The organism is Roseomonas populi, assembly GCF_024594815.1.
GTDB classification, from domain to species: Bacteria; Pseudomonadota; Alphaproteobacteria; order Acetobacterales; family Acetobacteraceae; genus Roseomonas; species Roseomonas populi.
Genome location: NZ_JANJOU010000026.1, coordinates 22,119 through 46,826 on the forward strand (window position 1 = coordinate 22,119; position 24,708 = coordinate 46,826).

A 24,708-nucleotide genomic window follows, 5' to 3' on the forward strand; every position below is an offset into this window, starting at 1 on the left:
ATGCAGATCGGATTTATCGGCCTCGGCAGCATGGGCTCAGCGATGGCCGTGAACTTGGTGAAGGCTGGCCATGACGTCCGAGCCTGGAACCGGAGCAAGGTCGCCCACAAAAGCGTTCCCGGAGTGACGCTGGTCAAACACGCGGCGGATGCATTCGAGGGTGATGCCGTCTTCACGATGCTGTCCGACGACCCTGCCATTCGCGAAGTGATCCTCGATGCCGGCTTACTCGCAAGCGCGCGACGAGGGCTGATCCACGTTGTCACATCCACGATCTCGGTGGCCTTCGGGCGCGAACTGGATCTGCTGCACGAAGAGGCTGGCCTTGGCTATGTGTCCGCACCGGTTCTCGGCAGACCCAACGTAGCGGCGCTTGGCCAGCTCAACATGTTGGCGGCCGGGAAGGCCGACGCAGTTGCCGCGATCGAGCCGCTGCTCGCCCCCCTCAGCAAGGAGGTCTGGAAGTTGGGGGACAACCCCGCTCGGGCCAACGCGGCAAAGCTCGCCTGCAACATGATGACCGCCATGGCCATCGAGGCAATGGCCGAGGGTGTGGTGCTGACCGAGAGCGTCGGCCTCGACCGTGCGGACTTCTTTGATCTTATCCTGGGCACCCTATTCTCTGGCCGCGTTTATGAGAGCTACAGCGCGCAAATCACGGAGCAATCATTCGAGCCCGGCTTCAAAGCCAGGCTTGCGCTCAAGGACATGCTTCTGGCGACCCAGGCCGGCGAGGAGATTGGACGCAGGCTACCGATGCTTGAGTCTGTTCGCGAGGGCCTCAGCAAAGCTGTCTCGGCAGGCTTAGGGGAGAAGGACTGGTCGATCATGGCCGATATGACGGTCCGCGGCGGCGACCGCGTGGCGTCGCCCAGAAGCGTTTCGGAGAAGAAGGCATGAAGACCTGGCTCATCACAGGCTCCTCAAGCGGATTCGGCCAGCGACTCGCGCTCGCTGCAGTACGGCGGGGCAATCAGGTCATCGCGACAGCCCGCAACGTCAAGGCGATCGAGGCAATGGCTGAGCCTTTCGTCGGGCGGATGATTACCCTGCCACTCGATGTGACCGACGCCGCAACAGCCAAGGCTGCGGTGGCGAGGGCCGTCGAGGCATTCGGCGGGTTTGACGTGCTCGTGAACAATGCGGGCTACGGACTGTACGGCGCGATTGAGGAAGGCACGCCCGAGGAATATCGGCCGATGTTTGAGGTAAACGTCTTCGGTCTGATCGAAACTACCAGAGCCGCCCTGCCCGTCCTGCGACGTTCGGGCGGAACGATCGTTAACATGTCTTCCGGCGCCGGCATCGCGGGCGGCGGCGGAGGAGGATATTACAACGCCGCCAAGTTTGCCGTGGAAGGGATTTCCGAGGCCCTCTCCGGTGAACTGGAGCCGTTCGGCATTCGCGTGCTGATCGTCGAGCCTGGGCCGTTCCGCACCGATTTCCTTGGCCGTTCGATGACGTTGGCGGCCAATGAAATGCCGGAGTATGCCGCGAGTTCGCGGAAGCGCTATCGCGAAACCAACAACGGCAACCAGGCGGGCGATCCTGAGAAGGCGGTCGCGGTCATCCTGCGAGCAGTCGACGCCGATGATGCCCCGCTTCATCTGCCGCTTGGCCCGGTAGCTCACGCGATCGCCGAGCGGAAGCTGGCTGCCTTCCGCAGCGATATCGACGCCTGGCGTAGCGTCTCGACCGCCACCGATTTCGATCAGCCCTGAGCGCTGGCCGCAAGCTCTGTCTCAACGTCAACAATCGACTGGAAGGCGACCATGACCGCAACTTTGAAGGGGTTCTCCCAGCAGCTGGTGCCGGTGAATGGCATCAAGATTAACGCTGCCACGGGAGGCTCAGGCCCGCCGATCCTTCTGCTTCACGGCTGGCCGGAAACTTGGTGGGAATGGCACCATGTGATGCCGCTGCTGGCCGAGCATTTCAGCGTGGTGGCGATCGACATGCGCGGTGCGGGATTTTCCGACTGCCCACTGGACGGCTATGACAAGGCGACGATGGCGCGTGACGCGCACGAGGTTATGGTCGCCCTTGGGCATGAACGCTACGCCGTGTGTGGGCATGATATCGGTGGAATGGTCGCCTTGCCGCAGGCCGCCATCTATCGCGAGGCTGTTACCCACCTGGCCGTCCTCGACGTTCCGCTTCCCGGTTGGACCGGATGGGAGGCGACGACCGCAAGGCTCTGGCACTTCAGCTTCCATATGAACCGGGATCTGCCCGAGCGCCTGATCCATGGTCGTGAATACGACTACGTTTCGACCTTCATGGCAGAACGGTTCTACGATCACAGCACCTTCGATCCGGCGGACATCGAGATCTACGCCAAGGCAATGGCTCTTCCGGGCCGCACGCGGGGCGGCATGGAATGGTATCGCACCCTCTCGGCCGATCACGCGGCTGCGCTCGAGTACAAGAAGCAGCCGCTCGGTATACCCGTCCTTGGCCTGGGTGGGGACCAGCGCTTCGGCGCGCAGATGGTGCCGATGCTCAGGGAGTTCGCCGCTAATGTGACAGGTGGCCCGATAGCGCGGTGCAGTCACTATGTCGCGGACGAGCGGCCGGATGAAGTCGCGGCCGCTCTGATCACATTCCTCAAGGTCAATTGAAATCCTGCGCCTGCGCCGTCTTGGGCCGGGCGGATCAACAACTTCAGAATGGAGACTATCATGACCGCACCCGTCGTCCGCGGCGTCAATCATGTCGGCATCACGGTGCCCGACATCGAAGCAGCGAAATCGTTCCTGGTGGAAGCTTTCGGCGGTCAGGTGATCTACCAGTCCTTCGGACCGCAAGATCCGCCGCGGCAGGGGCCCGAATTTGAGCGAGCCGTCGGCGCTTTCCCCGGGACCGTTGTGCGTGGGCAAGCGATGGTCAAGATCGGAACCGGACCCGATATCGAGCTGTTCGAAATGCACGGCCCCGAGCAAGCCCAACCGGTCCGGGCGAGCGACTTCGGCATCACGCATTTCGGTATTTACACCGACGACATCGACGCATCGGTTGAGCGCTTCGAAAGAGCTGGCGGCACTCCCCTCACCGCGCCACGTGCCATCCCCTATGCAACCGAGAAAGGCTCTGGAAATAAGGTCTGCTATTGCCGCATGCCCTGGGGCACGACGGTGGAGTTCATCACCACGCCGGACCGAATGGCCTATCATGACCAGACGAACCTGCGCAGGTGGCAGGACGAGGACTGAGCAGGGCGCGAAGAGGGATCCGCATTGCTCAAGTTGCGGTGACGCTGACGCGGTATGCACCGGCCCTTGCCCTGGCGACGGCTCCGGCTGTGCCGCGTTCACCGTGATCCCACGGGGCCCGAAGCCCGCGCCAGCCCGTGCGCCATCCCCAACATTGCCGACTTCGTCGTTGAGTGGACCACGATGCCGGGGTGCCCGAGGTGGCCCCCAACATTGGAGCCGATCACGGCGATCCGTCAGCCCTGGGGTATCCGGTGGGGCGCGTGGACGCTGATGCGGATGGTCCGGTCCCCCTCATCCGCATCCTGATTGAGCGGATTGCGGAGGATCGGTACGCCCGCGTTCGCCCCCCGCAGGTCTAGTGCCCCACTCTCCCGCAACCGACCGGCCACGGCGTCCTGGTCCGCGCTGTCCGACATCTCCGTCCTCGCGCCCGTTGCCCCTCTCCGGCCGCTCCACAATAGCCGCCCAGGGCGTTGTTGCGTATTTCTTGCTGGTAGCTCTGCATGAGCAAGGCACCGGCACAGGGCGGACGGCCAAAGACGCGCTACCGGACGCGGAGCTGGCGCGAGTACGACAAGGGTCTGATCTCGTGCGGCAACCTGACCGTGTGGGTTTCGCCCGAGCTTGCTTGGCACGCCGCTAAGGGGACGGGCAGGCGGGGTCGGCCGCCGGTCTTCACGGATGCGGCGATCCAGACGGTGCTCACCCTGAAGATCCTGCATCACCTGCCGCTGCGGGTAGCCCAGGGCATGGCGGGGAGCCTGATCCGGATAGCGGGGCTGAGCTGGCGTGTGCCGCATTACAGCACCCTCTCGCGGCGTCAGAAGGACCTGGTGGTCACGATCCCCTCTCGCCCGCGTGGCGGGCCACTGCACCTCGTCATCGACAGTACCGGGCTCAAGGTGCTGGGCGAGGGCGAGTGGAAGGTGAGGAAGCACGGGGCCGACAAGCGCCGGGTCTGGCGCAAGGTGCACCTCGTCATCGACGCCGACAGCCATGAGGTGCGGGCCGTGGAGATGACCGACCACTGGCACGGCGACGGTGAGATCGTACCAGGGCTGCTGGGCCAGATGCCGAAGGCCGGGCGGATCGACACCATCAGCGGTGACGGGGCTTACGACACCCGCGGCGTCTATGAGGCGTCCGCCTCTCGCAAGGCGGCCATGATCGTGCCACCGCGCCGCAACGGCAAGCCATGGAAGGTGATGACAACCGGCGCTGAGGCTCGCAACGTGAGCTTGCGTGCCATCAAGCGTCTTGGCCGACGGCTCTGGAAGACTTGGAGTGGCTACCGCCGACGCAGCCTCGCCGGGACGGCCATGTCGCGTCTCAAGCGCCTCGGTGAGCGCCTCGCGGCCCGCGACCCCGCCCGTCAGGTCGCCGAAGTCCAGATCCGCTGCGCCATCCTCAACACCTTCAACGCCCTTGGTATGCCCGATACCGACGCTCGCGCCTGATCAGAACATTAGAAAACAATCCACGCCCTTGCACTGATTTACGCAACTGTGAGTGTACGGTTGTGGCCTGGAGGGCCTGACCCTTTATGCAATTGACCCGGTGTCATGGCGTTGATGTGTCGGCCCTCCAGGCTGCACCTGCCGGTCGAGCGGCTCGTGACTTCATAGGAGCTCCTGGGCACCCATCCCGTCACAATTCTGTCCGCCCGCTCGGCTGTCAGGCCCTCTGTTCGGCCTGGAGCCTCACACCATGAGCGACACTGTATCTGACGCCGACATCATCATCGGCGTCGACACCCACAAGTCCACGCATGCCGCGGTCGCGATCAGCGGGCTTGGTGTCCACCTCGGCAGCCTGTCCATCCCCGCCAGTAGCCGCGGCTATGAGGCTCTGCTCGACTGGGCACGATCCCTCGGCCCGGTCCGCGCCTTTGGCATCGAGGGTACTGGATCCTACGGTGCTGGCCTGTCCCGGTTCCTGAACGACCACGGTCACCCCGTCCTCGAGGTCAACCGCCCCAGCCGTCAACTCCGGTACCAGAGAGGCAAGGACGACACCCTCGACGCCGAGAGTGCCGCCCGCAGCGTTTTGGCTGGCCAGGTCACGGCACGGCCGAAGTCCGGGACGAGCACGGTCGAGATGATCCGTCATCTCAAGGTGGCCCGCGACGCTGCCGTCAAGGCGCGGAGCCAAGCCATGCAGGCGCTCAAGGCCATCATCGTCAGCGCGCCCTCGGCACTGCGCGAGGGGCTCGACCGCCTGCACGGCAAGATGGCGCTGCTCCGGCATCTCGCCGCCCTGCGCCCAGGCCCTCTCACCTCGACGATGGCCTCCGCCAAGGCCAGCTTGCGGGCGATCGCTCGCCGCTGGCTGGCCCTCGATGCCGAAGTCCGGGACCATGATGCCAGCCTCGGGCAGCTGACCCAGAGCCTCGCACCCGCGCTGCTGCAGGCGCACGGCATGGGCACGGGCACCGCGGCCGAAATGCTCATCCTCGTCGGCGACAACCCCGAGCGCATCCACTCGAAGCGGCCCTGGCCAAGCTCTGCGGCGCCTGCCCGGTCCCAGCATCCAGTGGGAAGACAAGCCGCCACCGCCTGAACCGAGGGGGCAACCGCCAGGCGAATGCAGCCCTCTACCGCGTGGTCATCGTCCGCATGCGGGCCCACCAGCCCACCCTTGACTACGTCCGGCGCCGCACCGCCGAGGGGAAAAGTAAGCCGGAGATCATCCGCTGCCTCAAGCGCTACGTGGCACGCGAGATTTTTGGGTACCTCTGCCGCCCGGCCCATCCACCCCAGACAGCTACAGCGACCCCTTGACCGCTATAGGAGCTTCAGCGCCTTTTGTTTCCCAAATGAGCAACCGGGACATTTGTATCCCGGCCGGTCTCGCTTGCCGTGCCCTTTGCAGCTCAAGTCCCGAGGTCTGGTCGATGGTGTGCATGGCCCCGGGCACGAAAGTCGCCTTGGCCTCCACTAACAGAGCTACTATCCCGACGATATCCTCCGATCGCTCCGCGTCGGGCCGGAACCGGCCTCAGCGTTCGTTGCCAAGGTTTTGGCCGTTCAGGGCCAACGGCCAGAACCTTGGCGCCGTTCCGGAGCGTTGAAGCGAGGACTGGGGCGCTCATGGGCGGATGAGTGCGACCTGGGTCCGGAGATGACGCAGGAGATCCTGGGCTGCCGGAGAGAGGCGCCTTCCCCGCCTGGTCACAAGATGAGCTTCCGATCCCTCCAGGAACGGCTCGCCCGCCTCCAGCGCCACAAGCCTGCCCTCTCGCAACTCCTGGTTCACCGCGAATTCGGTCGTGATGATCACACCGTCCCACTCCTCCGCGAACCGCAGTAAGGCGCGCGACGAATTCGTGGTCAGCCGGGGGACAAGCCGCACGCGGTGGCGATGCTCGGCCGAGAGCAGGACCTGCCGAACCCCGTAGCTGCTCGGAAGCAGGCCGAGCGCGTGATGCCGCAGGTCCTCCACCTCGATCGGCCGTCCCAGTCGACGCAGTGGATGGGCGGGGTTCACGATGATCCGCATCGCGTGCCGGCGCGAGGCGTGGGACTGCAGCTTGGGCTCCGGTGACAAGTTGTAGAGCAGTGCCATCTGCACCGTGTCGTCGAGAAGCCGCGCCACGAGGTGGTCCGTGCTGCCCACCTGCACGTCCAGGCGGAGATCCGGATGCGCCAGGGCGAAGGCGCGGAGCGGCGGGCTCATGACCGCCCCCAGGAAGCCTTCTCCCATCCCCACCGAGACCTGCCCTCCACGCGCCTCCGTCAGCTCCTGTAGCTGCGCGATGACGCCGTCCAGCCTTGCCCGCTGGTCGGTGAAGTAACTGTCCAGGAGGTCCCCAGCCTCGGTTGGCCGGACACCGCGACCGTGCCGCTCCAGCAGCGCGATGCCGAGATCGGCTTCCATCTTTGCGATCTGCCGGCTGAGCGCGGAGGGGCTGACCCCGAGCCGCTCCGCCCCGCCCCGGACTGATCCCGCCGATGCCGCCTCGTGCAGGTAGAGCAGCCTTCGCTGGTCCAACCCTGCGATTCGATTGGCGAGGGAGAGGCGCTGCTTCTCGGAGAGGATGCTGCGGCGCGCGCCGGTCATGGGAGTCGGCTCATGCGGACCAGGGCCGTTGCCTGTTTGGCAACACTTAAGCCGAAATTCGGCACGCTGTCCCGTCTCCAATCTGACACAGTTTCAGCCGGAGGCCGGCCGGGGATGGCCGCCGCAGGAGCACCCGATGACCGACGAGCCCACCGTCCTCTACGAGGTGCAGGACAAGGTCTGCACGATCACGCTGAACCGCCCGCGCGTGCTGAACGCGATCAGCCGCGCCATGAAGACGGAGTTCGTGGAGGCCTTCGACCGGGCGGAGGCCGACCCGGAGGTGAGCGTGATCCTACTGCGCGGTGCGGGCCGCGCCTTCTGCGCCGGGGTGGACCTGAAGGAGGCGGCGGCCAACCCGTGGGAGAACAGCGTCACGGGCTGGCGCTGGCACCTCACCTCGCTGCTGGCGATGTGCCTGCGGATGTGGAACTCCTCCAAGCCCGTCATCGCCGCCGTGCGCGGCCACGCACTGGGCTCGGGCTGCGACCTGGCCCTGTCCGCAGACCTCACCGTCGCCGCCTCGGACGCGAACTTCGGGGAGCCGGAAATCCGCGGCATCTCCGGCCCGCCGGGGCTGATGATGCCCTGGGTGGTGGGCCTGAAGCGCGCGAAGGAGCTGCTGCTGTTCGGCGACAGCGTGAACGCGGAGCAGGCGGAGCGCTACGGCATGTGCACGCGGGTCTTCCCGGTCGAGACCTTCGACGAGGAGGTGGACCGTTACGCGCGCCGTTTGGCCGCCATCCCCGCCGTCGCGCTCTCGCTCAACAAGCGCTCCATCAACAAGACCTTCGAGATGATGGGGCTGCGTAACGCGCTGGACTTCAACACGGAGATGATGATCTCCACCAACATGTCCAAGCCCGCCGAGCAGCGCGAGGCGCGGCGCGCGCAGATCGCGGCCGGCGGGTTGAAGCAGATGCTGGCGAAGCGGGACGAAGGCCTTGCCTGACGCCGCCTTCCCACCCCCGGTCGCCGACCTCTCCGCCTTCCTGGAGCCCGCATCCGTCGCCATTATCGGCGCCTCGGGCGACCCGGGAAAGATCGGCGCGCGCCCGCTGCGGTACCTTCGCAAATTCGGCTTCGCCGGCGCCATCTACCCCGTGAACCCGCGGGGGGGTGAGATCGATGGGCTGGCCTGCCACCAGGACATGGCCGACATCCCCGGCCCGGTGGACCTCGCCATCGTCGTCACCGCCGCCGAGCACGTCATGGCCGCGCTCCGCGCCTGCGCCTTGAAGGGCGTGCGCGGCGCCGTGGTGATCAGCGCGGGCTTCGGCGAGACGGGCGAGGCGGGGCGCGCGGCGGAGGCCGAGATGGCGAGCTTCGCCGCGCGAGGGATGCGCGTGCTCGGCCCCAACAACCAGGGCACGGTGAACCTCATCACCGGCGCCGTGATGGGGTTCAACCCGCTGCTGGAATGGGTGGAGCGCTTCCGCCCCGGCCGGATCGGGCTGGTGAGCCAGAGCTCTGGCATTGGCTTCGGCCTGCTCGGGCTGGGGCTGGAGCGCGGCATGGGCTTCGCGCACCTCGTCACCACCGGGAACGAGGCCGACCTCTCCTTCGCGGACAGCGCACTGGCCCTGCTGGAACGGGAGGAGGTGCGCGTGGTCGCGGGCGCCCTGGAGGGGGTGAAGGACGTCGCCGCTCTGCGCCGCCTCGCCGAGCGCTCCCATGCGCTGGGCAAGCCGGTGGTGGTGATGAAGGGCGCGACCAGCCGGGCCGGGGGCCGGGCCGCCGCCTCCCATACCGGGTCGCTGGCCGGCGGCGGCGCGGTCTTCTCCGGCTTCTGCCGCCAGCACGGGCTGGTGGAGGCGCCGGGGATGGACGAGCTGCTGGACCTCGCCCAGGCCTTCTCCGGCCCGCGCCTCCCGCGCCCCGGCCGCCGCGTGGCCATCGCCACGGGCACGGGCGGCACGGCGGTGCTGATGGCGGACGCGCTGGAGCGGGCGGGCTTCGAGATGCCCGGCCCCTCGGCGGAGACGGAGGCAGCGCTGCGGCGGACCCTGCCGGCCATCGCGAGCTTCGGCAACCCGATCGATATGACCACCGCGAATCTCGGCAACCGCAGCCTTTTCCTGGAGACGGCGCGCATCCTCGGCGCGGATGGCGGCTACGACTCCCTAGTCACCGTCGTCGGCCCGGCGGTGACGAAGAGTGGCGTGGACTACGCCCGGCAGATCGTCGCGGCCGCCGAGGACGTGCCCGCTATGTTCGTCTCCTGGACCGCGCCGGACGGCGAGGGGCAAGCGATGCTGCGCGAGGCCGGCATCCCCGTCGTGCCCTCCCCGCAGCGCCTGGCACCGCTGATGGCCTTGGCCGCCGCGCGCGCGGCCTTCGGGGACCGTGGCCCCGCCGCCCGCCCCGCGCTGCCCGGGCGGGAGGTGCGGCTGGAGAAGGCCCGCGCCATCCTGGCCGGGGCGCGCGGCCTGCAACTGGCCGAACACCAAGCCAAGGCCCTCTGCGCGCTCTGGGACCTGCCGGTGACGCGGGAGGTCCTGGCCCCCGATGCACCGGCCGCGGTCGCCGCGGCGGAACGGCTCGGCTACCCCGTGGCCCTGAAGCTGCAATCCGCGGAGATCGGGCACAAGACCGAGATCGGCGGCGTCCTGCTGAACCTGGCCGACGCCACCGCGGTTGCGGAGGGCACCGCCCGGCTGATGGAGGCCGCGCGCCGGCACGCGCCGGGCGCGGTGATCGACGGCGTCCTCGTGCAGGAGATGGTGCGCGGCGCCGGGGAGGCGATCGTGGGGGTGGTGGACGATCCCTCGCTCGGCCCCGCCGTCATGGCGGGCCCGGGCGGCATCCTGGCCGAGATCGTGGAGGACGTTGCCTTCCGCCTCGTCCCCTTCGACGCGGCCGAGGCGGCCCGGCTGCGCGAGGAAACCCGGCTCTCCCGCATGGTCGGCGGCGTTCGCGGCGGCCCGGCCTGGGACGCGGAGGCGCTCGATGCCCTGCTCGCCCGCGTCTCCGTGATGGCGGACGAGCTGCGGGACCTGGTGAGCGAGATCGACCTGAACCCCGTGATCATCCGCCCGCAGGGCGAGGGCGCGGTCATCGTCGACGCCCTGCTGGTCAGGAAGAGCTGAGGCGCGACGCGCGCGAGGGCCGGACCGGCGGAAAGCCGGCCGGGAGACGGGGAACGGAGTGCACGGCCGACATGAAAGGACAGTCCTATGATCGTCTCCCGCCGTAGCACCCTCCTCGCCGCGCCGGCGCTGCTGGCGCCCCTGGCCGCCCGCGCCCAGGGGCCCTACCCGGACCGGCCGATCCGCTTCATCATCCCCTTCGCCGCGGGCGGCGGCACCTCCGTCATCGCGCGCATCGTGACGGAGCCGATGGCGGCGAACCTCGGCAAGAGCTTCGTCATCGACAACCGACCTGGCGCCGGCGGTAACGTGGCGGCCGAGGTCGTCGCCAAGTCCCCGCCGGACGGCTACACGCTGTTCTACGGCTCGCTCGGCATCCTCGCGATCAACCCCTCCCTCTACCGCGCCGTGCCCTTCGACCCGATCCGCGACTTCGCGCCGATCTCGCGCATGACGACGGCGCCGAACGTGCTGGTGGTCCACCCCGACGTACCGGCCACTAACCTGCAGGAATTCCTGGCGCTGGCCCGCGCGAAGCCAGGGGGGATCAACTACGGCTCCGGCGGCAGCGGCACCACCACGCACCTGTCCGGCGAAATGCTGAAGGCGATGACGGGGGTGGAGATCACCCATGTGCCCTACCGCGGCGACGGCCCGGCCGTGGTGGACCTACTGGCGAACCGCGTGCAGTGCATGTTCGGCAACCTGAACGGCATGGCCGCCCTGATCCGCCAGAACCAGGTGCGCCCCATCGCCATCACCAGCCTCGGCCGCTGGCCCGCCACGCCGGGCATCCCGACCTTCGACGAGCAGGGGGTGAAGGGTTACGAGATCTCCGGCTGGAGCGGCATGGTGGCGCCAGCCGGGACTCCGCCCGCCATCATTGGGCGGCTGCGCGATTCCATGGTGGCGGCGCTGAAGGTGCCGGCCACGCGGGCGCGGCTGGAGGAGCTCGGCCTGGAGCCCATCGGCGACACGCCCGAGGAGTTCGCCGCCGTGCTGCGGCAGGACCTGGCGAAGTGGCGCGAGGTGGTCCGCGCCTCCGGCGCCACGGCCGATTGAACACCGATCAAAGGAGCCGCCCAGGATGATCGAGACAGGACTGACGCACGAGATGACGGTCGCGGTAACGGAGGGGCTCACCGCGGAGCACTACGGCAATCCCGGCTTTCCCGTCCTCGCCACGCCCGCGCTCTGCGGGCTGGCGGAGCGCTGCTGCATCGCGGCGCTGGCCCTGCATCTGGAGCCCGGCCAGGGCTCGGTGGGCACCTACCTCGCCATCGAGCACCTGGCGGCCACGCCGCCGGGCTTCACCGTCACCCTGCGTTGCACTCTTATGTCGGTGGAGCGCAGCGCCCTAGAATTCTCCGTGGAGGCGACGGACGGCATGGACACCATCGCGCGCATCACGCACCGCCGCGCGGTGGTGGGAATCGAGCGGTTCCGCCAGCGGGTGGAGGCCAAGGCGGCGCAGGCCGCGGCCTGACCGCCGGCCCGGCCTCCATCCCCTTCCGGTAAGGACTCCATGATGCATCGGCGCCACCTGGTCACCCTGCCGCTCCTCGCGGCCTCCGGCGCCGCGCGGGCGCAGGCCTGGCCCGCCCGCCCGATCACCGTGGTGGTTCCCTACCTGGCCGGCGGCCCCTCCGATGTCTTCGGGCGGGTGGTGGCCGCGCCGATGCTCCAGCGCCTCGGCCAGCCCGGCGTGGTGGAGAACCGCGCGGGCGCGAATGGCGGGATCGCCGCCGGCCTCGTCGCGCGGGCGGCGGCGGACGGGCACACGCTGCTTGTCGTCGCGGGCGGCATCATGACCATCAACCCGCTGCTAACGCCGAACCTGAGCTACGACCCGGTGCGGGACTTCGCCCCGGTCACCATCGGCATCCGCGCGCCGAACGTGCTGGTCGTGCCGGCCACATTGCCCGCCACAAGCCTGGACGCCTTCCTCGATGCCGCGAAGTCGGGCGGCGTGACCTACGGCACGCCCGGCATCGGCTCCTCCGAGCACCTGACCATGGCCATGCTGGCCCAGCGCGCCGGGGTGGAGATGACCCATGTCCCCTATCCCGGCGTCGCCCAGACGATCACGGACCTGCTGGGCGGCACGCTGCAATCCGGCTTCCTCGGCCTCGGCGCGACGCTGGCCCATATCCGCGCCGGGCGGCTCCGCCCGCTGGCGGTCTCCTCCGCCGAGCGCAGCCCCGCGCTGCCCGAGGTGCCGGCGGCGGCGGAACGCTACCCGGGCTTCCTGGCCCATAGCTGGCAGGGGCTGGTGGCGCCCCGCGCCACGCCGGAGCCCGTGCTGGAGCGGCTGCACGCCCTGACGGCCGAGGCCCTCGCCGCCCCCGAGGCCTGGGCGCGACTGGAGGCGCTGGGCTTCACGGTCGTGGCCAGCGGCCGGGCCGAGATGGCGGAGGTGGTCGCAGGCGAGACGGAGCGCTGGCGCGGGGTGATCCGGGACGCCCGGATCACCCTGGGCTGACCACGACAGGAGGAAAAGGCATGACCCATCCGCTTCGCATCGGGATCTGGGCGCTGGTGCACGGCAACCGCGCCGCGCTGAACGACCCGGAGGAGCCCTACGACGCCTCCTGGCGGCGCAACCGCGGGCTGGTGCTGGAGGCGGAATCGCTGGGCTACGACTGCGTGCTGGTGGCGCAGCACACGATGAACCCGCACCGCACGGATCTCGGCCAGCTGGAGGCCTGGACCGCCTCCGCCGCGCTCGCGGCGGAGACGCGCCGGATCGAGATCATCGCGGCCATCAAGCCCATGCTCTACCACCCCGTCGTACTCGCGAAGATGGCGCTGCAGATCGAGGAGATCAGCGGCGGGCGCTTCGCCATCAACCTCGTCAATGCCTGGAACCGCAAGGAGATCGAGGATGCCGGCCTGATCTTCCGCGAGCACGACGAGCGCTACGCCTACGGCGCCGAGTGGCTGGCGGTGGTGGAGCGCCTGATGCGCGGCGAGGAGGTGCAGCACCAGGGCCGCTACTTCCAGGTGAAGGACTACATCCTGCGCCCCGCCGCGCGCGGGCGGGCGCGGCCGCGCATCTATGTCGGCGGCGAATCCCCGCCGGCGCGGGACCTGGTGGCGGCCCAGGCCGATGTCTGGTTCATCAACGGCCAGCCGCTGGAGGACGTGCGGGCGCTGATCGCCGACGTCCGCGCCCGGCCCCGGTCCGGTGACCCCGTGCGCTTCGGCCTCTCCACCTTCGTCATCGCGCGGGACACGGAGGAGGAGGCGCAGGCGGAATACCAGCGGCTGCTGGGGCTCGCCGCGCAGGACGCGGAGATCAAGGCCTACGTGAAGGCCAATACCGATCCCGCCGTGGCCATGCGCAAGACCCAGGCGAAATTCCAGAGCGTCGGCACCAATGGCGGCACCGCCGCCGGCACGGTGGGCAGCTACGCCCAGGTGGCGGAGCGGCTCGCGGCCTTCCACGCGGCGGGGATCGACACGCTCCTCACCCAGTTCCAGCCCTTCGAGCGGGAGATGCGGCGCTTCGCGGAGAACGTCATGCCACGCCTCGCCCATCTGCGCGCTGCCTGAGGAGGACCCCGATGGACCATCGCCGCCGCGCCCTCCTCACCGCCGCCCTGGCCGCCCCCTTCCTTCCGGGGGCCGCGCGGGCCCAGGCCGATTGGCCGAGCCGGCCGATCCGCCTGATCGTGCCCTTCCCGCCCGGCGGCGCCTCGGACCTGCTCGGGCGGCTGATGGCGGAGGGGCTGACGGCCCGGCTGCGCCAGTCCGTGGTGGTGGAGAACCGCGGCGGCGCGGGCGGGTTGACGGCCGCCGAGTACGCCGCCAAGCAGCCCGGTGACGGCTACACCCTCCTGCTCGGCACCCAGCCCACGCAGGTCTTCAACAAGTACCTCTACGCCCACCTCTCCTACGACCCCGACCGCGACTTCACCCCCGTCAGCACCGTCGCCGCCGTGGCCTACGTGCTGGTGGTGAACCCGAACGTCCCGGCGAAGGACCTGCCGGAGCTGATCGCCTATGCCCGCGCCCATCCCGGCCGGCTGAACTACGGCTCCTCCGGCACGGGCGGCGGCATGCACCTGGCCACCCACCTCTTCGCGGAGCGCGCGGGCGGCAACATGGTCCACGTGCCCTATCGCGGCGCCGCCCCGGCCGTGACGGCCCTCGTGCAGGGCGAGGTGCAGCTGATGGTGGACCTGGTCCCGAACAGCCTGCCGCTGGTCCGCTCCGGCGCGCTGAAGGCCTTCGCCGTCGGCCTGCCGGAGCCGTCGCCGCTGCTGCCCGGCGTGCCCACCTTTAGAGAGTTCGGCATCACGGATTTCGACGTTCCCTCCTGGTTCATCCTCGTCGCCTCGGGACAGGTGCCGCCGGCGGTGGAGGAGCGGTTGCGCGCAGCGGCCGAGGCCACCGTGGCCGACCCGGCCTTCGCCGCGCGGCTGGAGGCGGTCTCAGCCCTGCCCCTGGCGGTCTCCGGCCCCGCGCTCCGGGCCTTCCTGGCCGAGCAGAGCGCGCGGTGGGAGCCCATCATCCGCAGCGCGAATGTGAGGCTCGACTGACAGGGCTGGGCGGGATGACTGGGCCCTCCTCTGCACGGCGGACTTCATGGCCGAGCCCGGCACCTTCATGCAGCCGATCGAGGCGGGTACCTTCCGTCACTCAACCGACATCACGATGCGCAGGATGCTCCGGACGAGCATCGCGCCCGTACTCCTCACGTGGCTGGTCGCAGGTCGAGCAGCACGGTCGGGATCAATTCCGAAACCGTGGGGTGGATGGGCACCGCCCAGCGCAGCGTGTCGAAGGGCTGATCGGCATTCATCATGTCCAGGATGCCGTGGATCGCCTCGTCCCCGCCGGTGCCCAGGATCGCTGCCCCCAGGATGCGCCGCGTGTCCGCATCGGCGATGACCTTCATGAAGCCTTGCGTCTCGGCCTTCTCGACGGCGCGGCCGACGCGGGTCATGGCGCGCTTCGCGTGGAGCAGCCGGCGGCCGCTCCGCGCCGCCTCTGCTTCCGTCATCCCGATCCGCCCGAGCGGAGGATCGATGTAGAGCGCGTAGCCGGTCAGCCGATGGGTGACACGGCGGTCCTCTCCGTCGAGCAGGTTGGCGGCGACGATCTCGAAGTCGTTGTAGGCCGTGTGGGTGAAAGCCCCTCGCCCGTTGCAGTCGCCGAGCGCGTAGACACCCGGCACGTTCGTCTGCAGACGGTCGTCGACCGCGATGTAGCCGCGGGCATCGACATCGATGCCGGCCGCATCGAGCCCCAGATCGTCCGTGTTGGGCCGCCGCCCGACGGCCATGAGCACGTGGCTGCCGATGGCCGGCGCGCTGTTCCCATCGCAATGCACCGACACGGAGATCTCGTCGCCGTTTCGGGCGAAGCCGATGCAGTCCGCTCCGGTGCGGACGGTGATGCCTTCGCGCTCCAGGATCGCCCGGACCTCCGCCGAGACATCCGGGTCCTCGCGCGCGATCAGCCGATCCGACCGCTCGACGATCGTGACCTCCGCGCCGAAGCGGCGGTACATCTGGGCGAATTCGAGGCCGATGTAGCTGCCGCCGACGACGACGAGGTGGCGCGGCAGGACCTCCAGGGCCACCATGTCGGTGTTGGTGAGCACCGGCACGTCGCCCAGGCCCGGCATGTCCGGCACGACGGCGCGGCCGCCGACATTGATGAAGATGCGCGGCGCGGTCAGTTGCTCGCCGGCAACCTCCACGGTGTTCGGCCCGGCAAAGCGGGCGTGGCCACGGATGAGTTCGACCCGCGCCATCCCGGCGAGCCAGGCCTCGTTGCCCGCCCGCGAGTCCAGGATCACCTTCCTGGCACGCGCCGCCACGGCCGGCATGTCGATCTGGATCGGCCCTTCGACGGCGAACCCGTAGTCTCCGCCACGCCGCGCCGTGTGGACGGCATAAGCGCTGGCGACCAGCGTCTTGGTGGGCTTGCATCCGGTGTTGACGCAGGTGCCACCGACCAGATGGCGCTCGATGATCGCCACCCTCATGCCGGCATCGTTCAGCCTCCCGGCGAGCGACGGGCCCGCCTGGCCCGCGCCGATGATGATCGCGTCGAAGGCGCGCGCGCTCATCGACAGGTGCCCGGTGCGGTAGGCGCGGTGGTGCGGCAAGGCATCATGGCGGGTCCAATCCGTTCAGGCATGCGGCCGGAGGTCGTCCGGCCTGGAAAGATGCGCTGCCACCCGGGGATGGAGCGGCAGCGCGGTTGTGGCGGCCTGACGGGGCTGGCGCAGCGGGCCGGGCGTGCTGCCCGGGACCTCCTGGTCCCTCACGTCACCCGGCGGCGCGAAGTCCGCCCCGGCGGGCATCGCCCACCGTCAGCCAGAGAGCCGATACGAGGAAGTAGAAGGCGCCGAAGGCCGCGTAGGGGGCCACCGTGGCGATGCCCACCGGTTCCGGACCACCGGCCATTCGAACGAAGAACAACCCGGCCAGGGCGGACTGGGCGCCGCTCAGGATCATCGCCCATTGGGCACCATAGGACCTCCACCGGCGGAGGGCCGTGGCGAGCTGCAGCAATCCGGCGAAGCCGGCCCAGATGCCGAACACCACGATGACGCTGTTCATGCTGACGCCGAGCGCGACGGCCACGGCAGCGGCCGTGATGGTGCTGACGATGACGTTCAGCAGATGCGTCCTGTTGCTGCCGAGACCACCATTACGCTGGGCATCGATCAGGTTGGCGACGGCGTCCCATGCCGGATAGCCGACCAGCATGATGGCCGCCAGCTGCGGCGCGCGTGTCGCGACGCTGAAGGCCGCCGCGACCCAAGCCGCCGAGAAGGCGAAGCGGGCGAAATAGTAGCGCTTGAGCCACCCCGAGGCGGGTGGAGCAGGATGGTTCATCAATTGGGTGGGCATATCCAGCCTCCGGTCTGCACGCCAACCTACTAGAAGGTAGACAAGCCGGCGTCAATGCTTTCCCTGTGCCATCGGTTCTGCTCTTGCCGGCGACTGCTTCCATAGCCTGGCGCTCAACATGGCATCCCGTGCCATGCACGTGGTAGGGACGCGCGGCCTCGTGGGAGGAGAGGTCGGGCGCGGCAGCGTCGTCCGCGATCCCGGCCACGTCGATGCTGCATCCTTCCGGATCAGGGGAAGCGAAGGCGGTGCTGTCGATCTCGCCCGCGACGTCATGCCCCTGCCGGGTCTGACCAGTCGCTTCGAGAGGGCGGCTCAACTCGTCCCAAGAGCGCCGGACGGCGCGCTCACTCCTCCAGCAGCCAGACCGAGAAGAGCCCCTCTGCATCCGTCCAGGTTGCGGCTGCCCGCCAGCCCGCCGCCCCGACCAGCTCCCGCAGGCGCTCCGGGCGGTACTTGTGGCTGCTCTCGGTGTGGATGCTCTCGCCCGCGGCGAAGCGGAACACGCGCCCGGCCAGCCGAACGGATTGTGCCGTTCGCGAGACGAGGTGCATCTCGATGCGCTCCTCCACGGCGTCCCACCGGGCCTCGTGCCGGAAGGCGCCGAGGTCGAAATCGGCGCCGGCCTCGCGGTTCAGCCGCGCCAGCAGGTTCAGGTCGAACGCGGCCGTCACGCCGGCGGCGTCGTCATAGGCCGCCTGCAGCACCGGGATGCTCTTCACCAGGTCCGCGCCTAGCAGCAGGCGCCCACCCGGACGCAGCGTGGCGCGGGCGCGGCGCAGGAAGGCCACCGCCTCCTCCGCCTCGAAGTTGCCGATCGTCGAGCCCGGGAAGAAGCCGAGATGCGTCGCGCTGCCCTCCGCCCGCCCGGCGAGATCGAAGGGCCGGGTGAAATCCGCGACCACGGGCCGGACAGGAAGCCCGGGGCAGGCCGCCCGCACCCGCGCCGCCGCCGCCTCCAGCCATTCCGGCGCGATGTCCACGGGCAGGTAGGCCGCGGGCGCCCGGAGCGCCCGCAGCAGCTGCACCGCCTTGACGCCGTCGCCCGGCCCGAACTCGACCACGGCCGCGCCCGGCCCGACCGCCCGGGCGATGTCGGGGCCGGACTCCTCCAGGATCCGCATCTCCGTGCGGGTCGGGTAGTACTCCGGCAGGCGGGTGATCGCCTCGAACAGGCGCGCGCCCTCGGCGTCGTAGAGCCACTTGCAGGGCAGCGTCTTGCGGGGCGCCGAGAGGCCCGCGACGGCGTCGGCGACCAGGGCGGCCCGCTGCAGCTCGGCGGGATCGCGGGAGATGGCGCCGCTCACGCCGCGTCCTCCGCCAGGCGGAGCCCGCTTAACTGCCAGCGCGCCCCGGGCGGGAAGAAGTTGCGGTAGCTGGCGCGCGCATGGCCCGGCGGCGTCGCCGCGGAGCCGCCGCGCAGCACCATCTGGTTGATCATGAACTTGCCGTTGTACTCGCCCACCGCGCCCGCCCAGGGGCGGAAGCCCGGATAGGGGCGATAGGCGCTGCCCGTCCACTGCCAGGCCATGCCCTCGGCATCGCGGAAGCCGGGAAGGGCCGCGGCGGCCTCCCATTCCTGCTCCGTCGGCAGGCGCCGCCCGGCCCAGCGCGCGAAGGCGTCGGCCTCGTACCAGGAGACATGGCGCACGGGCCGTGCGGGATCGAGCGGGCGGAGGCCGCCCGGGCCGAACTCCGTCCAGCCCCCGTCCCGGCTCTCCCAGTGCAGCGGCGCCTCCCAGCCCTCGGCCTGCCGCGCGGCCCAGCCGTCGCTCATCCACAGCAGCGGGTCGCCGTAGCCGCCGTCCTCCATGAAGGCCAGCCACTCGCCGTTGGTCACCAGCCCGCTGGCGATGCGGTAGGGGGCCAGCCAGGTCGCGTGGCGCGGCGTCTCGTTGTCGAAGGCGAAGCCCCGCCCGTCATGGCCGACCTCCACCAGACCCGCCGTCCCCTCCAGCATCGTCACGGGCTCCGAGGCGGCCGGCTCCCGCCAGCCGGGATCGCAGGCCGGGCGGAGCGGGTTGAGGCTGAGGGCGTGCAGGATATCCGTCAGCAGCAGCTCCTGGTGCTGCTCCTCGTGCTGCAGCCCGAGCACGACGAGTTCCGCCGCCTCCGCCGGAGGGTTCCGCAGCAGGGCGGCCATCGCCTCATCCACGGCGGCCCGATACTCGGCGATGTCCTCGCAGGAAGGGCGCGTCAGCATCCCCCGCCGCGGCCGGGCGTGGCGCGGGCCGGCGACCTCGTAATAGGAGTTGAAGAGGAAGGCGTACTCCTCCCGCACCGGGCGGTACCCCGGCAGGTAGGGCCGGAGCAGGAAGGTCTCGAAGAACCAGGTGGTGTGGGCCCGGTGCCACTTGGTCGGGCTGGCATCCGGCATGGACTGCACGACCTGGTCCTCGGGCGAGAGCGGGGCGGCCAGGGCCTCCGTCCGGGACCGCACGGCGCGGTACCGCGCGAGGAGGTCCTGCGCCAGGGCGCCCGCCGGGCCGGCGCCCGCGAGGCCGGGTTGGATCACGTTCATGCGTCATTCACCCTCTGCGCGCCGCGCCGATATCCGGACGATAAGCGCGCCGGCCCGCGTTCACAGCCACCATGCGCGCCTGCCAGCCATGTCCGATCAGCCGCCGTACCAACAGGCCGAGCACCGATCCAATCAGCCGTGCGGTGCCGCCTTCCCGCACCACCCGGCGCGCAATTGGTCCTGCGGGCCGACACCGGCGGCAGGGCGCTTCGGCCGCCGGCGGGTCCGGAAAGCGGGACGCCGCGCGGGCGCACCGGACCGGTGGCGGTCATGCGGACGCCCTCAACGGGCGGCCGCGTCAAGGATCAGCCCGGCGATCTCCTGGGGATGAGAGATCAGGGCCAAATGGCTCGCCCGGACTTCTACCGTGCGGGCCGCCATGCGGGCTGCCATGTAGCGTTGCAGGTCCGGGTTGATGGTCCTGTCCTCCGTTGAGACGGCGTAGAAGCTGGGCCTGGATCGCCACGCGGCCTGGCTGGGACGCCCGGTCAGGAGTGCTCTCCGGAAGGGCTGCTGCACCGCGTAGAGCACGCGAGCCTGTTCCGCCGGCAGGTCGCCGGCGAAGTCCCGCAGGAAAGCTTCCTCGGTGAGCCGGCCCTCATCCCCATCATAGACGATTCCCGCCGATGCGGGCGGGGCAGGGAAGCGGGCGGCCAGGGCCGCATAGTCCTCGCCGGCATCTGCCGCCCGGGCCGCCACGTAGACGAGCGCCAAGACCTTCGGGTGCGTGCCAGCCTCCGTCACGATGGTGCCGCCGAAGGAGTGTCCGGCCAGCACCGTCGGTCCGTCCTGCCGGTCCAGGACCTTGCGGCAGGCAGCGACGGCTTCCTCCAGCGTCGTCAGGGGGTTCTGGACGGAGGTCACCTCGAGGCCCCTTGCCTGAAGGAGCGGAATGACCTCCGACCAACTCGACCCATCGGCAAACAGGCCGTGCACGAGAACGACGTTCTTCGCCGGCTGCGACGAAGCCGTTCCCTGAGCTCTCGTCTCCCCCGGGAGAACCGTTGCTGTGACGCCTGCTAAGAAGAAGCGCGCAAGGGACCTTCTGTTCATCACGACGCCATTCTCCTAAATGGGGGTTCCTCGGGCCGTGCAGTCAGGTCACGGCGCCAGGTCCGTCGGGATGGTTGCCGGCGCATCTCAGGGCGGGGCGACGGTCCGCAGGACGGCGCTCCGCGCTGATATGTCTCCTGAGCATAGGGCATCACCCGTTGAATTTCGACGCGGTGAGGAGTGGAGACGAGCCGGACCGAGCCTCCTGGCCGAGGTCGCGATCCAAGCTTGCAACCGGGCCGACTCCGCCTATAACAACCTACCAGAAGGTAGGTAAGGCGGGTGCGATCGTGAGCGAGACGGCGGGCAAGCTGGTCGGCGGTGCCGCCCAGCTGATCATGCGGGGGGGATACAACGGGTTCAGCTATGCCGACCTCGCGGAGCGCTTCGCTATCCGCAAGGCCAGCATCCACCACCACTTCCCCTCGAAGGTCGATCTCGTGGTCGCCGTGGTGGAGCGGGGACGCACGGCCATCCAGGCGCAGATCGCCGCGCTCGAGGCCGGCTCGCCCGTGGCGATGGACCAGTTGCTCATGTACACGGACTATTGGAGGAGGTGCATCAAGGACCAGACGGCGCCCTTCTGCCTTGCCGCTGTCCTGGCCGCAGAGCTTCCCAGCCTGCCATCCGAGGTCGCGCTCGCCGTCCGCGGGCATTTTACCGACCTCGCGAGATGGCTGGAGCGGGTTCTGTCGCTCGGCGTGAAGCAGGGTACGATGCGGCTCGAAGCATCCCCCGCGCTCGAGGCGGAGGCCTTCATGGCCGCGGTCTACGGGGCAATGCTCGCCGCGCGCGCCTTTGACGATCCTGGGCGTTTCGACACCATCGTCGAGAGCTCTATCCAGCGTATCCGCGCCTGAGACCCTGCCGGCCACCGTGGGGAGAACACCATGTCGCAGAAGGTCATCGGCCTCATCGGCGGGATGAGCTGGGAAAGCTCGGCTGAGTACTACCGGATCATCCACCAGGCCGTGCGTGCCCGGCTCGGCGGCCTTCACTCGGCCCGATGCCTGATATGGTCCTTCGATTTCGGAGAGATCGAGGCGCTGCAGCACGCCGGCCGGTGGGATGACGCGACCACCGAGATGATCGACGCCGCCTCGCGCCTGGAGCGGGGCGGGGCGGATTTTGTGGTGATTTGCACAAACACGATGCACCGCCTGGCGGAGCAGGTCGAGGCGGCCATTGGCGTGCCGCTGCTGCACATCGCCGACCCGACGGCGGAGCGCATCCGGTCGGCCGGGCTGCGGCGGGTGGCGCTGATCGGCACGGCCTTCACTATGGAACAAGAGTTCTACAAGGGACGGCTCGCCGACCGGCATGGGCTGCAGGTGCAGGTGCTGGTGCTGGTGCTGGTGCCCAGTGACGAGGATCGCGCCCTCGTGCACCGGGTGATTTACGAGGAACTGGTCCAGGGGCGCGTCGAGGCTGCCTCGCGGCAGGCCTATCGTGAGGTGATCGCGCGCTTGGTGGAGCGCGGCGCCGAGGCGGTAATCCTGGGCTGCACGGAGATCATGCTGCTGGTGCGGCCGGAGGACAGCAGCGTTCCCCTTTTCGACACCACGACCATTCATGCCGAAGCCGCTGTGGACTCGGCCCTGTCGGGCTAAAGGGGTTGTTCGGGATGCTGGTAGCGCAGTGGATTCACCGCGTCGCACGCACCTCGCGCTCCCGCATGGCGATGTCATGTCTGGACAACTATGAATTGGCCGGCGTTGTTCACCATTAGGATCCGCTGAACCAGTTGTAGCCCTGATCCTCCCAGTAGCCGTCGGGATTGTCGTTGGTCACGGTGATGGCCGCGATGTGCTTGGGGTTCTTAAAGCCGAGCTTCGTGGGGACGCGCAGCTTTAGGGGGAACCCGTTGGCCACCGGCAGGGGCGATCCGGCGAAGTCCAGCGCCAGGATGGTCTGCGGATGCAGCGCCGTCGCCATGTCCAGGCTGCTGGTGTAGCGGTCGGCGCACTTGAACCCGACATAGCGCGCCCTGGTGTCCGCGCCGATCCGTTCCAGAAAGTGGCGGAACGGCACGCCGCCCCACTGGCCGATGGCGCTCCACCCCTCGATGCAGATATGGCGCGTGATCTGGCTCACCTGCGGCAGCGCGCGCAGCCGTGCGAGCGGCCAGGGCGAGCGGTCCTGCACCAACCCCGATACCTCCAGTGCGTAGTCGCTTGCGTCCACCTCCGGCGCGTCGTCCAGCGGGTAGAAGGCGTTGAAGGGGAACGGATCGGTGATGTCGGCCTCAGTGTATTCCGGCGCCAAGCGATGGGGGTTGAACAGCGCCGCCTGCACCTTGTCGTTCCAGCGCGACATGGCCCAGAGCACCTTGTCCACCAGGTCCCCGTCCTGCAGGTTGCAGCCGGTGAGCATGGTCAGCGATCCGAGCGACAGGCCGCCGCGCAGCAGCATCCGGCGGTCCAGCCGGCGCAGGGCGGGGCCGTGGTCACGAAGGTCGGGACGGTTCTTCATGGGGCCTCCTCGGGCAGCGCGCCGCCGGTGATCATGCCCGGCAAGGTGCGGGGAACCAGCGCCACCATGACCAGGTGCAGAAGGGTGAAGCCGACGATCCCCGCCATGGCCAGGAAATGGACCCGCCGCGCGGCCTCGTAGCCACCCAGCAGCCCGGCCAGCCCGTGCAGCTGCACCGGCTTCCACAGCGCCAAGCCAGAGGCGAGGATCAGGATGCCCAGCAGCAGCACGCCGACATAGGTCGCCCGCTGCACGGCATTGTAGGTTCCTGCCCGATGCGCCAAGCGCAGGCGGAGGGCGGCGACGATGTCGGCCAGCATCTCGCGAGGCCGCAAGGGCAGCAGCCGCCGGCGGAAGTGCCCGCCGAGAGCGCCGTAGAGCCCGTAGACAAGGCCGTTGCCGACCAGCAGCCACATGACGGCCAGGTGCCAGGCGATGCTGCCGCCGAGCCAGCCGCCCAGCGTCGCCCATTGCGGAAAGCGGAAGCCGAAGAGAGGCGACGCGTTGTAGATGCCCCAGCCGCTCATGATCATGCAGACCATAGCGAAGGCGTTGATCCAGTGGGTGATCCGCACCAGCAGCGGATGTCGCATTCGGCGATCTCCTTCGGCCCGGCCACGGAGGGGCCAGGACCGAACAGGTCCGTTCTTCGTGTGGAGGAGGCGGGTTGCCCCCCGGGTTGCCGGGTTGTCCGGCAACCCGGGGGTGACGCCGATCACATCGGCGGCGTCAGGCCGTCCTTGCCGACCAGGATGGTGGCGGCGGTCACCGCGCCGCCGACATCGCGCTGGCCGTTCACCACGATCTTTGCGCCCGGCTTCAGCGCGGCACGGTCCGCAGGCTCGACGCTGACGATGGGCACGTCGTCCGGGATCACGATGCGCTTCTCGCCGCTGCCGTAGTTCACCACCATGGTCCGGCCGCTAGTGCCGACGAGGCTGCCGACCGTCCCGTTCGTCATGCTGCTGCCCTCACCCAGATCCCAGGCGAAGTGGCCCTGGCCGGTGCCGCGCATCTCCGGCGGGAAGACGGAGACCTCCAGCGCCCTGAGGGAGCCGTCCGGCTGCGGTGCGGTGGCCGCGGTGCCGATGTAGCTGTTGGGCTGGATGTCCTCGATCTTCGCGGCCACGACCAGCGCCACGCGCAGCTGCGGCGACAGCGCGACGGTCACGTGGGCGCCAGCGCGGGTGGTCATGGTGATGCCCGTCTCCGTCACGCCCTCGAGCGTGCCGCGCAGCCGGGCCGGACCGGCGGCCGCGCGGGGGGAGCTCTGCGCCTGGGCGGTGGCACCGGCCAGCGCGCCGCCGACCAGCATGGCGCAGGCCGCCGCCATCAGCATCCGTCGTTGCATAGATCTATCCTCGATCAGTGTGTCGCCGGGCCCATGCACGCCGCCGCGAGCACTTTATTCCCACTTTCTTCCGACG

Annotated in this window: 25 protein-coding genes; 16 read left to right on the forward strand and 9 right to left on the reverse strand. The window is 69.3% G+C overall.

The annotated features are described in order from the left end of the window. From NRP21_RS22690 to NRP21_RS28080, 7 genes are all read left to right on the forward strand, one after another. Positions 1-900 (forward strand): NAD(P)-dependent oxidoreductase, encoded by a 900-nt coding sequence (locus NRP21_RS22690; RefSeq protein ID WP_257718521.1) that lies wholly within the window; start codon positions 1-3, stop codon positions 898-900. After that, on the forward strand, positions 897-1,721 hold the full coding sequence (locus NRP21_RS22695) for an oxidoreductase (protein WP_257718522.1): 825 nt from the start codon (positions 897-899) through the stop codon (positions 1,719-1,721). Before NRP21_RS22690 ends, NRP21_RS22695 begins: the two co-directional genes overlap by 4 nt. A 51-nt stretch (positions 1,722-1,772) precedes the next feature. Next, positions 1,773-2,621, forward strand: coding sequence for an alpha/beta fold hydrolase (locus tag NRP21_RS22700; RefSeq protein ID WP_257718523.1), 849 nt, complete (start codon positions 1,773-1,775; stop codon positions 2,619-2,621). A gap of 60 nt (positions 2,622-2,681) precedes the next feature. After that, the gene (locus NRP21_RS22705) at positions 2,682-3,212 is read left to right on the forward strand and encodes a VOC family protein (RefSeq protein ID WP_257718524.1); all 531 of its coding nucleotides are present in this window, start codon (positions 2,682-2,684) and stop codon (positions 3,210-3,212) included. Positions 3,213-3,718: 506 nt separating this feature from the next. After that, positions 3,719-4,672: an IS5 family transposase gene (locus NRP21_RS22710; RefSeq protein ID WP_257718525.1), complete on the forward strand. Its 954-nt coding sequence runs from the start codon at positions 3,719-3,721 to the stop codon at positions 4,670-4,672. A gap of 250 nt (positions 4,673-4,922) precedes the next feature. Continuing rightward, positions 4,923-5,774 carry an IS110 family transposase gene (locus NRP21_RS22715; RefSeq protein ID WP_257718526.1) on the forward strand — a complete coding sequence of 284 codons (852 nt, stop codon included), beginning with the start codon at positions 4,923-4,925 and terminating at the stop codon, positions 5,772-5,774. Further along, on the forward strand, positions 5,708-5,995 hold the full coding sequence (locus NRP21_RS28080) for a transposase (RefSeq protein ID WP_408639652.1): 288 nt from the start codon (positions 5,708-5,710) through the stop codon (positions 5,993-5,995). The genes NRP21_RS22715 and NRP21_RS28080 overlap by 67 nt, the downstream gene beginning before the upstream one ends. 307 nt (positions 5,996-6,302) lie before the next feature. On the opposite strand, the gene NRP21_RS22720 is transcribed toward NRP21_RS28080, so the two are convergent. After that, on the reverse strand, positions 6,303-7,274 hold the full coding sequence (locus tag NRP21_RS22720; RefSeq protein ID WP_257718527.1) for a LysR family transcriptional regulator: 972 nt from the start codon (positions 7,272-7,274) through the stop codon (positions 6,303-6,305). A 136-nt stretch (positions 7,275-7,410) separates the two neighbouring features. Here NRP21_RS22720 and NRP21_RS22725 point away from each other — a divergent pair, with 136 nt between their 5' ends. The 7 genes from NRP21_RS22725 to NRP21_RS22755 all read left to right on the forward strand — a co-directional run bounded on the left by NRP21_RS22725 (position 7,411) and on the right by NRP21_RS22755 (position 14,907). Further along, on the forward strand, positions 7,411-8,226 hold the full coding sequence (locus NRP21_RS22725) for an enoyl-CoA hydratase/isomerase family protein (RefSeq protein WP_257718528.1): 816 nt from the start codon (positions 7,411-7,413) through the stop codon (positions 8,224-8,226). After that, positions 8,219-10,363 carry an acetate--CoA ligase family protein gene (locus tag NRP21_RS22730; protein WP_257718529.1) on the forward strand — a complete coding sequence of 715 codons (2,145 nt, stop codon included), beginning with the start codon at positions 8,219-8,221 and terminating at the stop codon, positions 10,361-10,363. The genes NRP21_RS22725 and NRP21_RS22730 overlap by 8 nt, the downstream gene beginning before the upstream one ends. A gap of 87 nt (positions 10,364-10,450) precedes the next feature. Next, positions 10,451-11,425 (forward strand): Bug family tripartite tricarboxylate transporter substrate binding protein, encoded by a 975-nt coding sequence (locus tag NRP21_RS22735; RefSeq protein WP_257718530.1) that lies wholly within the window; start codon positions 10,451-10,453, stop codon positions 11,423-11,425. A gap of 25 nt (positions 11,426-11,450) precedes the next feature. After that, positions 11,451-11,849 (forward strand): thioesterase family protein, encoded by a 399-nt coding sequence (locus NRP21_RS22740; RefSeq protein WP_257718531.1) that lies wholly within the window; start codon positions 11,451-11,453, stop codon positions 11,847-11,849. Positions 11,850-11,888: 39 nt separating this feature from the next. Further along, positions 11,889-12,845: a Bug family tripartite tricarboxylate transporter substrate binding protein gene (locus tag NRP21_RS22745; RefSeq protein WP_257718532.1), complete on the forward strand. Its 957-nt coding sequence runs from the start codon at positions 11,889-11,891 to the stop codon at positions 12,843-12,845. A 20-nt stretch (positions 12,846-12,865) separates the two neighbouring features. Continuing rightward, the gene (locus NRP21_RS22750; RefSeq protein ID WP_257718533.1) at positions 12,866-13,918 is read left to right on the forward strand and encodes an LLM class flavin-dependent oxidoreductase; all 1,053 of its coding nucleotides are present in this window, start codon (positions 12,866-12,868) and stop codon (positions 13,916-13,918) included. Between the two features lie 11 nt (positions 13,919-13,929). Further along, positions 13,930-14,907 (forward strand): Bug family tripartite tricarboxylate transporter substrate binding protein, encoded by a 978-nt coding sequence (locus NRP21_RS22755; protein WP_257718534.1) that lies wholly within the window; start codon positions 13,930-13,932, stop codon positions 14,905-14,907. Positions 14,908-15,062: 155 nt separating this feature from the next. On the opposite strand, the gene NRP21_RS22760 is transcribed toward NRP21_RS22755, so the two are convergent. From NRP21_RS22760 to NRP21_RS22780, 5 genes are all read right to left on the reverse strand, one after another. Continuing rightward, positions 15,063-16,484, reverse strand: coding sequence for an FAD-containing oxidoreductase (locus NRP21_RS22760; protein ID WP_257718535.1), 1,422 nt, complete (start codon positions 16,482-16,484; stop codon positions 15,063-15,065). A 163-nt stretch (positions 16,485-16,647) separates the two neighbouring features. Further along, positions 16,648-17,220 (reverse strand): DUF308 domain-containing protein, encoded by a 573-nt coding sequence (locus NRP21_RS22765; RefSeq protein ID WP_257718536.1) that lies wholly within the window; start codon positions 17,218-17,220, stop codon positions 16,648-16,650. Positions 17,221-17,582: 362 nt separating this feature from the next. Continuing rightward, positions 17,583-18,542 (reverse strand): L-histidine N(alpha)-methyltransferase, encoded by a 960-nt coding sequence (egtD, locus tag NRP21_RS22770; RefSeq protein ID WP_257718537.1) that lies wholly within the window; start codon positions 18,540-18,542, stop codon positions 17,583-17,585. Next, positions 18,539-19,756, reverse strand: a complete 1,218-nt coding sequence (gene egtB / locus NRP21_RS22775; protein WP_257718538.1) for an ergothioneine biosynthesis protein EgtB — start codon at positions 19,754-19,756, stop codon at positions 18,539-18,541. Before egtB ends, egtD begins: the two co-directional genes overlap by 4 nt. 282 nt (positions 19,757-20,038) lie before the next feature. Then, positions 20,039-20,809, reverse strand: coding sequence for an alpha/beta fold hydrolase (locus tag NRP21_RS22780; RefSeq protein ID WP_257718539.1), 771 nt, complete (start codon positions 20,807-20,809; stop codon positions 20,039-20,041). A 290-nt stretch (positions 20,810-21,099) separates the two neighbouring features. Here NRP21_RS22780 and NRP21_RS22785 point away from each other — a divergent pair, with 290 nt between their 5' ends. Together NRP21_RS22785 and NRP21_RS22790 are read left to right on the forward strand one after the other, a co-directional pair. Then, the gene (locus NRP21_RS22785; protein ID WP_257718540.1) at positions 21,100-21,669 is read left to right on the forward strand and encodes a TetR/AcrR family transcriptional regulator; all 570 of its coding nucleotides are present in this window, start codon (positions 21,100-21,102) and stop codon (positions 21,667-21,669) included. Positions 21,670-21,699: 30 nt separating this feature from the next. Beyond that, positions 21,700-22,419 carry an aspartate/glutamate racemase family protein gene (locus tag NRP21_RS22790; RefSeq protein WP_257718541.1) on the forward strand — a complete coding sequence of 240 codons (720 nt, stop codon included), beginning with the start codon at positions 21,700-21,702 and terminating at the stop codon, positions 22,417-22,419. Positions 22,420-22,534: 115 nt separating this feature from the next. Here the strand turns inward: NRP21_RS22790 and NRP21_RS22795 are convergent, their stop codons facing one another. The 3 genes from NRP21_RS22795 to NRP21_RS22805 all read right to left on the reverse strand — a co-directional run bounded on the left by NRP21_RS22795 (position 22,535) and on the right by NRP21_RS22805 (position 24,632). After that, a complete protein-coding gene (locus NRP21_RS22795) occupies positions 22,535-23,281 on the reverse strand; it encodes a molybdopterin-dependent oxidoreductase (protein WP_257718542.1) in 747 nt (248 codons plus the stop codon). Beyond that, positions 23,278-23,874: a cytochrome b/b6 domain-containing protein gene (locus NRP21_RS22800; protein WP_209375878.1), complete on the reverse strand. Its 597-nt coding sequence runs from the start codon at positions 23,872-23,874 to the stop codon at positions 23,278-23,280. Before NRP21_RS22800 ends, NRP21_RS22795 begins: the two co-directional genes overlap by 4 nt. A gap of 122 nt (positions 23,875-23,996) precedes the next feature. Next, positions 23,997-24,632, reverse strand: coding sequence for a hypothetical protein (locus NRP21_RS22805; protein WP_257718543.1), 636 nt, complete (start codon positions 24,630-24,632; stop codon positions 23,997-23,999). Between the last annotated feature and the right edge of the window lie 76 nt (positions 24,633-24,708).

Bases quoted from the DNA above. Each gene is read 5' to 3' on its own strand.
- NRP21_RS22795 (WP_257718542.1), bottom strand. From the start codon at position 23,281: ATGAAGAACCGTCCCGACCTTCGTGACCACGGCCCCGCCCTGCGCCGG.
- NRP21_RS22715 (WP_257718526.1), top strand. From the start codon at position 4,923: ATGAGCGACACTGTATCTGACGCCGACATCATCATCGGCGTCGACACC.
- NRP21_RS22750 (WP_257718533.1), top strand. From the start codon at position 12,866: ATGACCCATCCGCTTCGCATCGGGATCTGGGCGCTGGTGCACGGCAAC.
- NRP21_RS22780 (WP_257718539.1), bottom strand. From the start codon at position 20,809: ATGAACAGAAGGTCCCTTGCGCGCTTCTTCTTAGCAGGCGTCACAGCA.
- NRP21_RS22695 (WP_257718522.1), top strand. From the start codon at position 897: ATGAAGACCTGGCTCATCACAGGCTCCTCAAGCGGATTCGGCCAGCGA.
- NRP21_RS22755 (WP_257718534.1), top strand. From the start codon at position 13,930: ATGGACCATCGCCGCCGCGCCCTCCTCACCGCCGCCCTGGCCGCCCCC.
- NRP21_RS22765 (WP_257718536.1), bottom strand. From the start codon at position 17,220: ATGAACCATCCTGCTCCACCCGCCTCGGGGTGGCTCAAGCGCTACTAT.
- egtB (WP_257718538.1), bottom strand. From the start codon at position 19,756: ATGAACGTGATCCAACCCGGCCTCGCGGGCGCCGGCCCGGCGGGCGCC.
- NRP21_RS22805 (WP_257718543.1), bottom strand. From the start codon at position 24,632: ATGCAACGACGGATGCTGATGGCGGCGGCCTGCGCCATGCTGGTCGGC.
- NRP21_RS22725 (WP_257718528.1), top strand. From the start codon at position 7,411: ATGACCGACGAGCCCACCGTCCTCTACGAGGTGCAGGACAAGGTCTGC.
- NRP21_RS22700 (WP_257718523.1), top strand. From the start codon at position 1,773: ATGACCGCAACTTTGAAGGGGTTCTCCCAGCAGCTGGTGCCGGTGAAT.
- NRP21_RS22705 (WP_257718524.1), top strand. From the start codon at position 2,682: ATGACCGCACCCGTCGTCCGCGGCGTCAATCATGTCGGCATCACGGTG.
- NRP21_RS22740 (WP_257718531.1), top strand. From the start codon at position 11,451: ATGATCGAGACAGGACTGACGCACGAGATGACGGTCGCGGTAACGGAG.
- NRP21_RS22720 (WP_257718527.1), bottom strand. From the start codon at position 7,274: ATGACCGGCGCGCGCCGCAGCATCCTCTCCGAGAAGCAGCGCCTCTCC.
- NRP21_RS22690 (WP_257718521.1), top strand. From the start codon at position 1: ATGCAGATCGGATTTATCGGCCTCGGCAGCATGGGCTCAGCGATGGCC.
- NRP21_RS22745 (WP_257718532.1), top strand. From the start codon at position 11,889: ATGATGCATCGGCGCCACCTGGTCACCCTGCCGCTCCTCGCGGCCTCC.
- NRP21_RS22710 (WP_257718525.1), top strand. From the start codon at position 3,719: ATGAGCAAGGCACCGGCACAGGGCGGACGGCCAAAGACGCGCTACCGG.
- NRP21_RS22735 (WP_257718530.1), top strand. From the start codon at position 10,451: ATGATCGTCTCCCGCCGTAGCACCCTCCTCGCCGCGCCGGCGCTGCTG.
- NRP21_RS22800 (WP_209375878.1), bottom strand. From the start codon at position 23,874: ATGCGACATCCGCTGCTGGTGCGGATCACCCACTGGATCAACGCCTTC.
- NRP21_RS22790 (WP_257718541.1), top strand. From the start codon at position 21,700: ATGTCGCAGAAGGTCATCGGCCTCATCGGCGGGATGAGCTGGGAAAGC.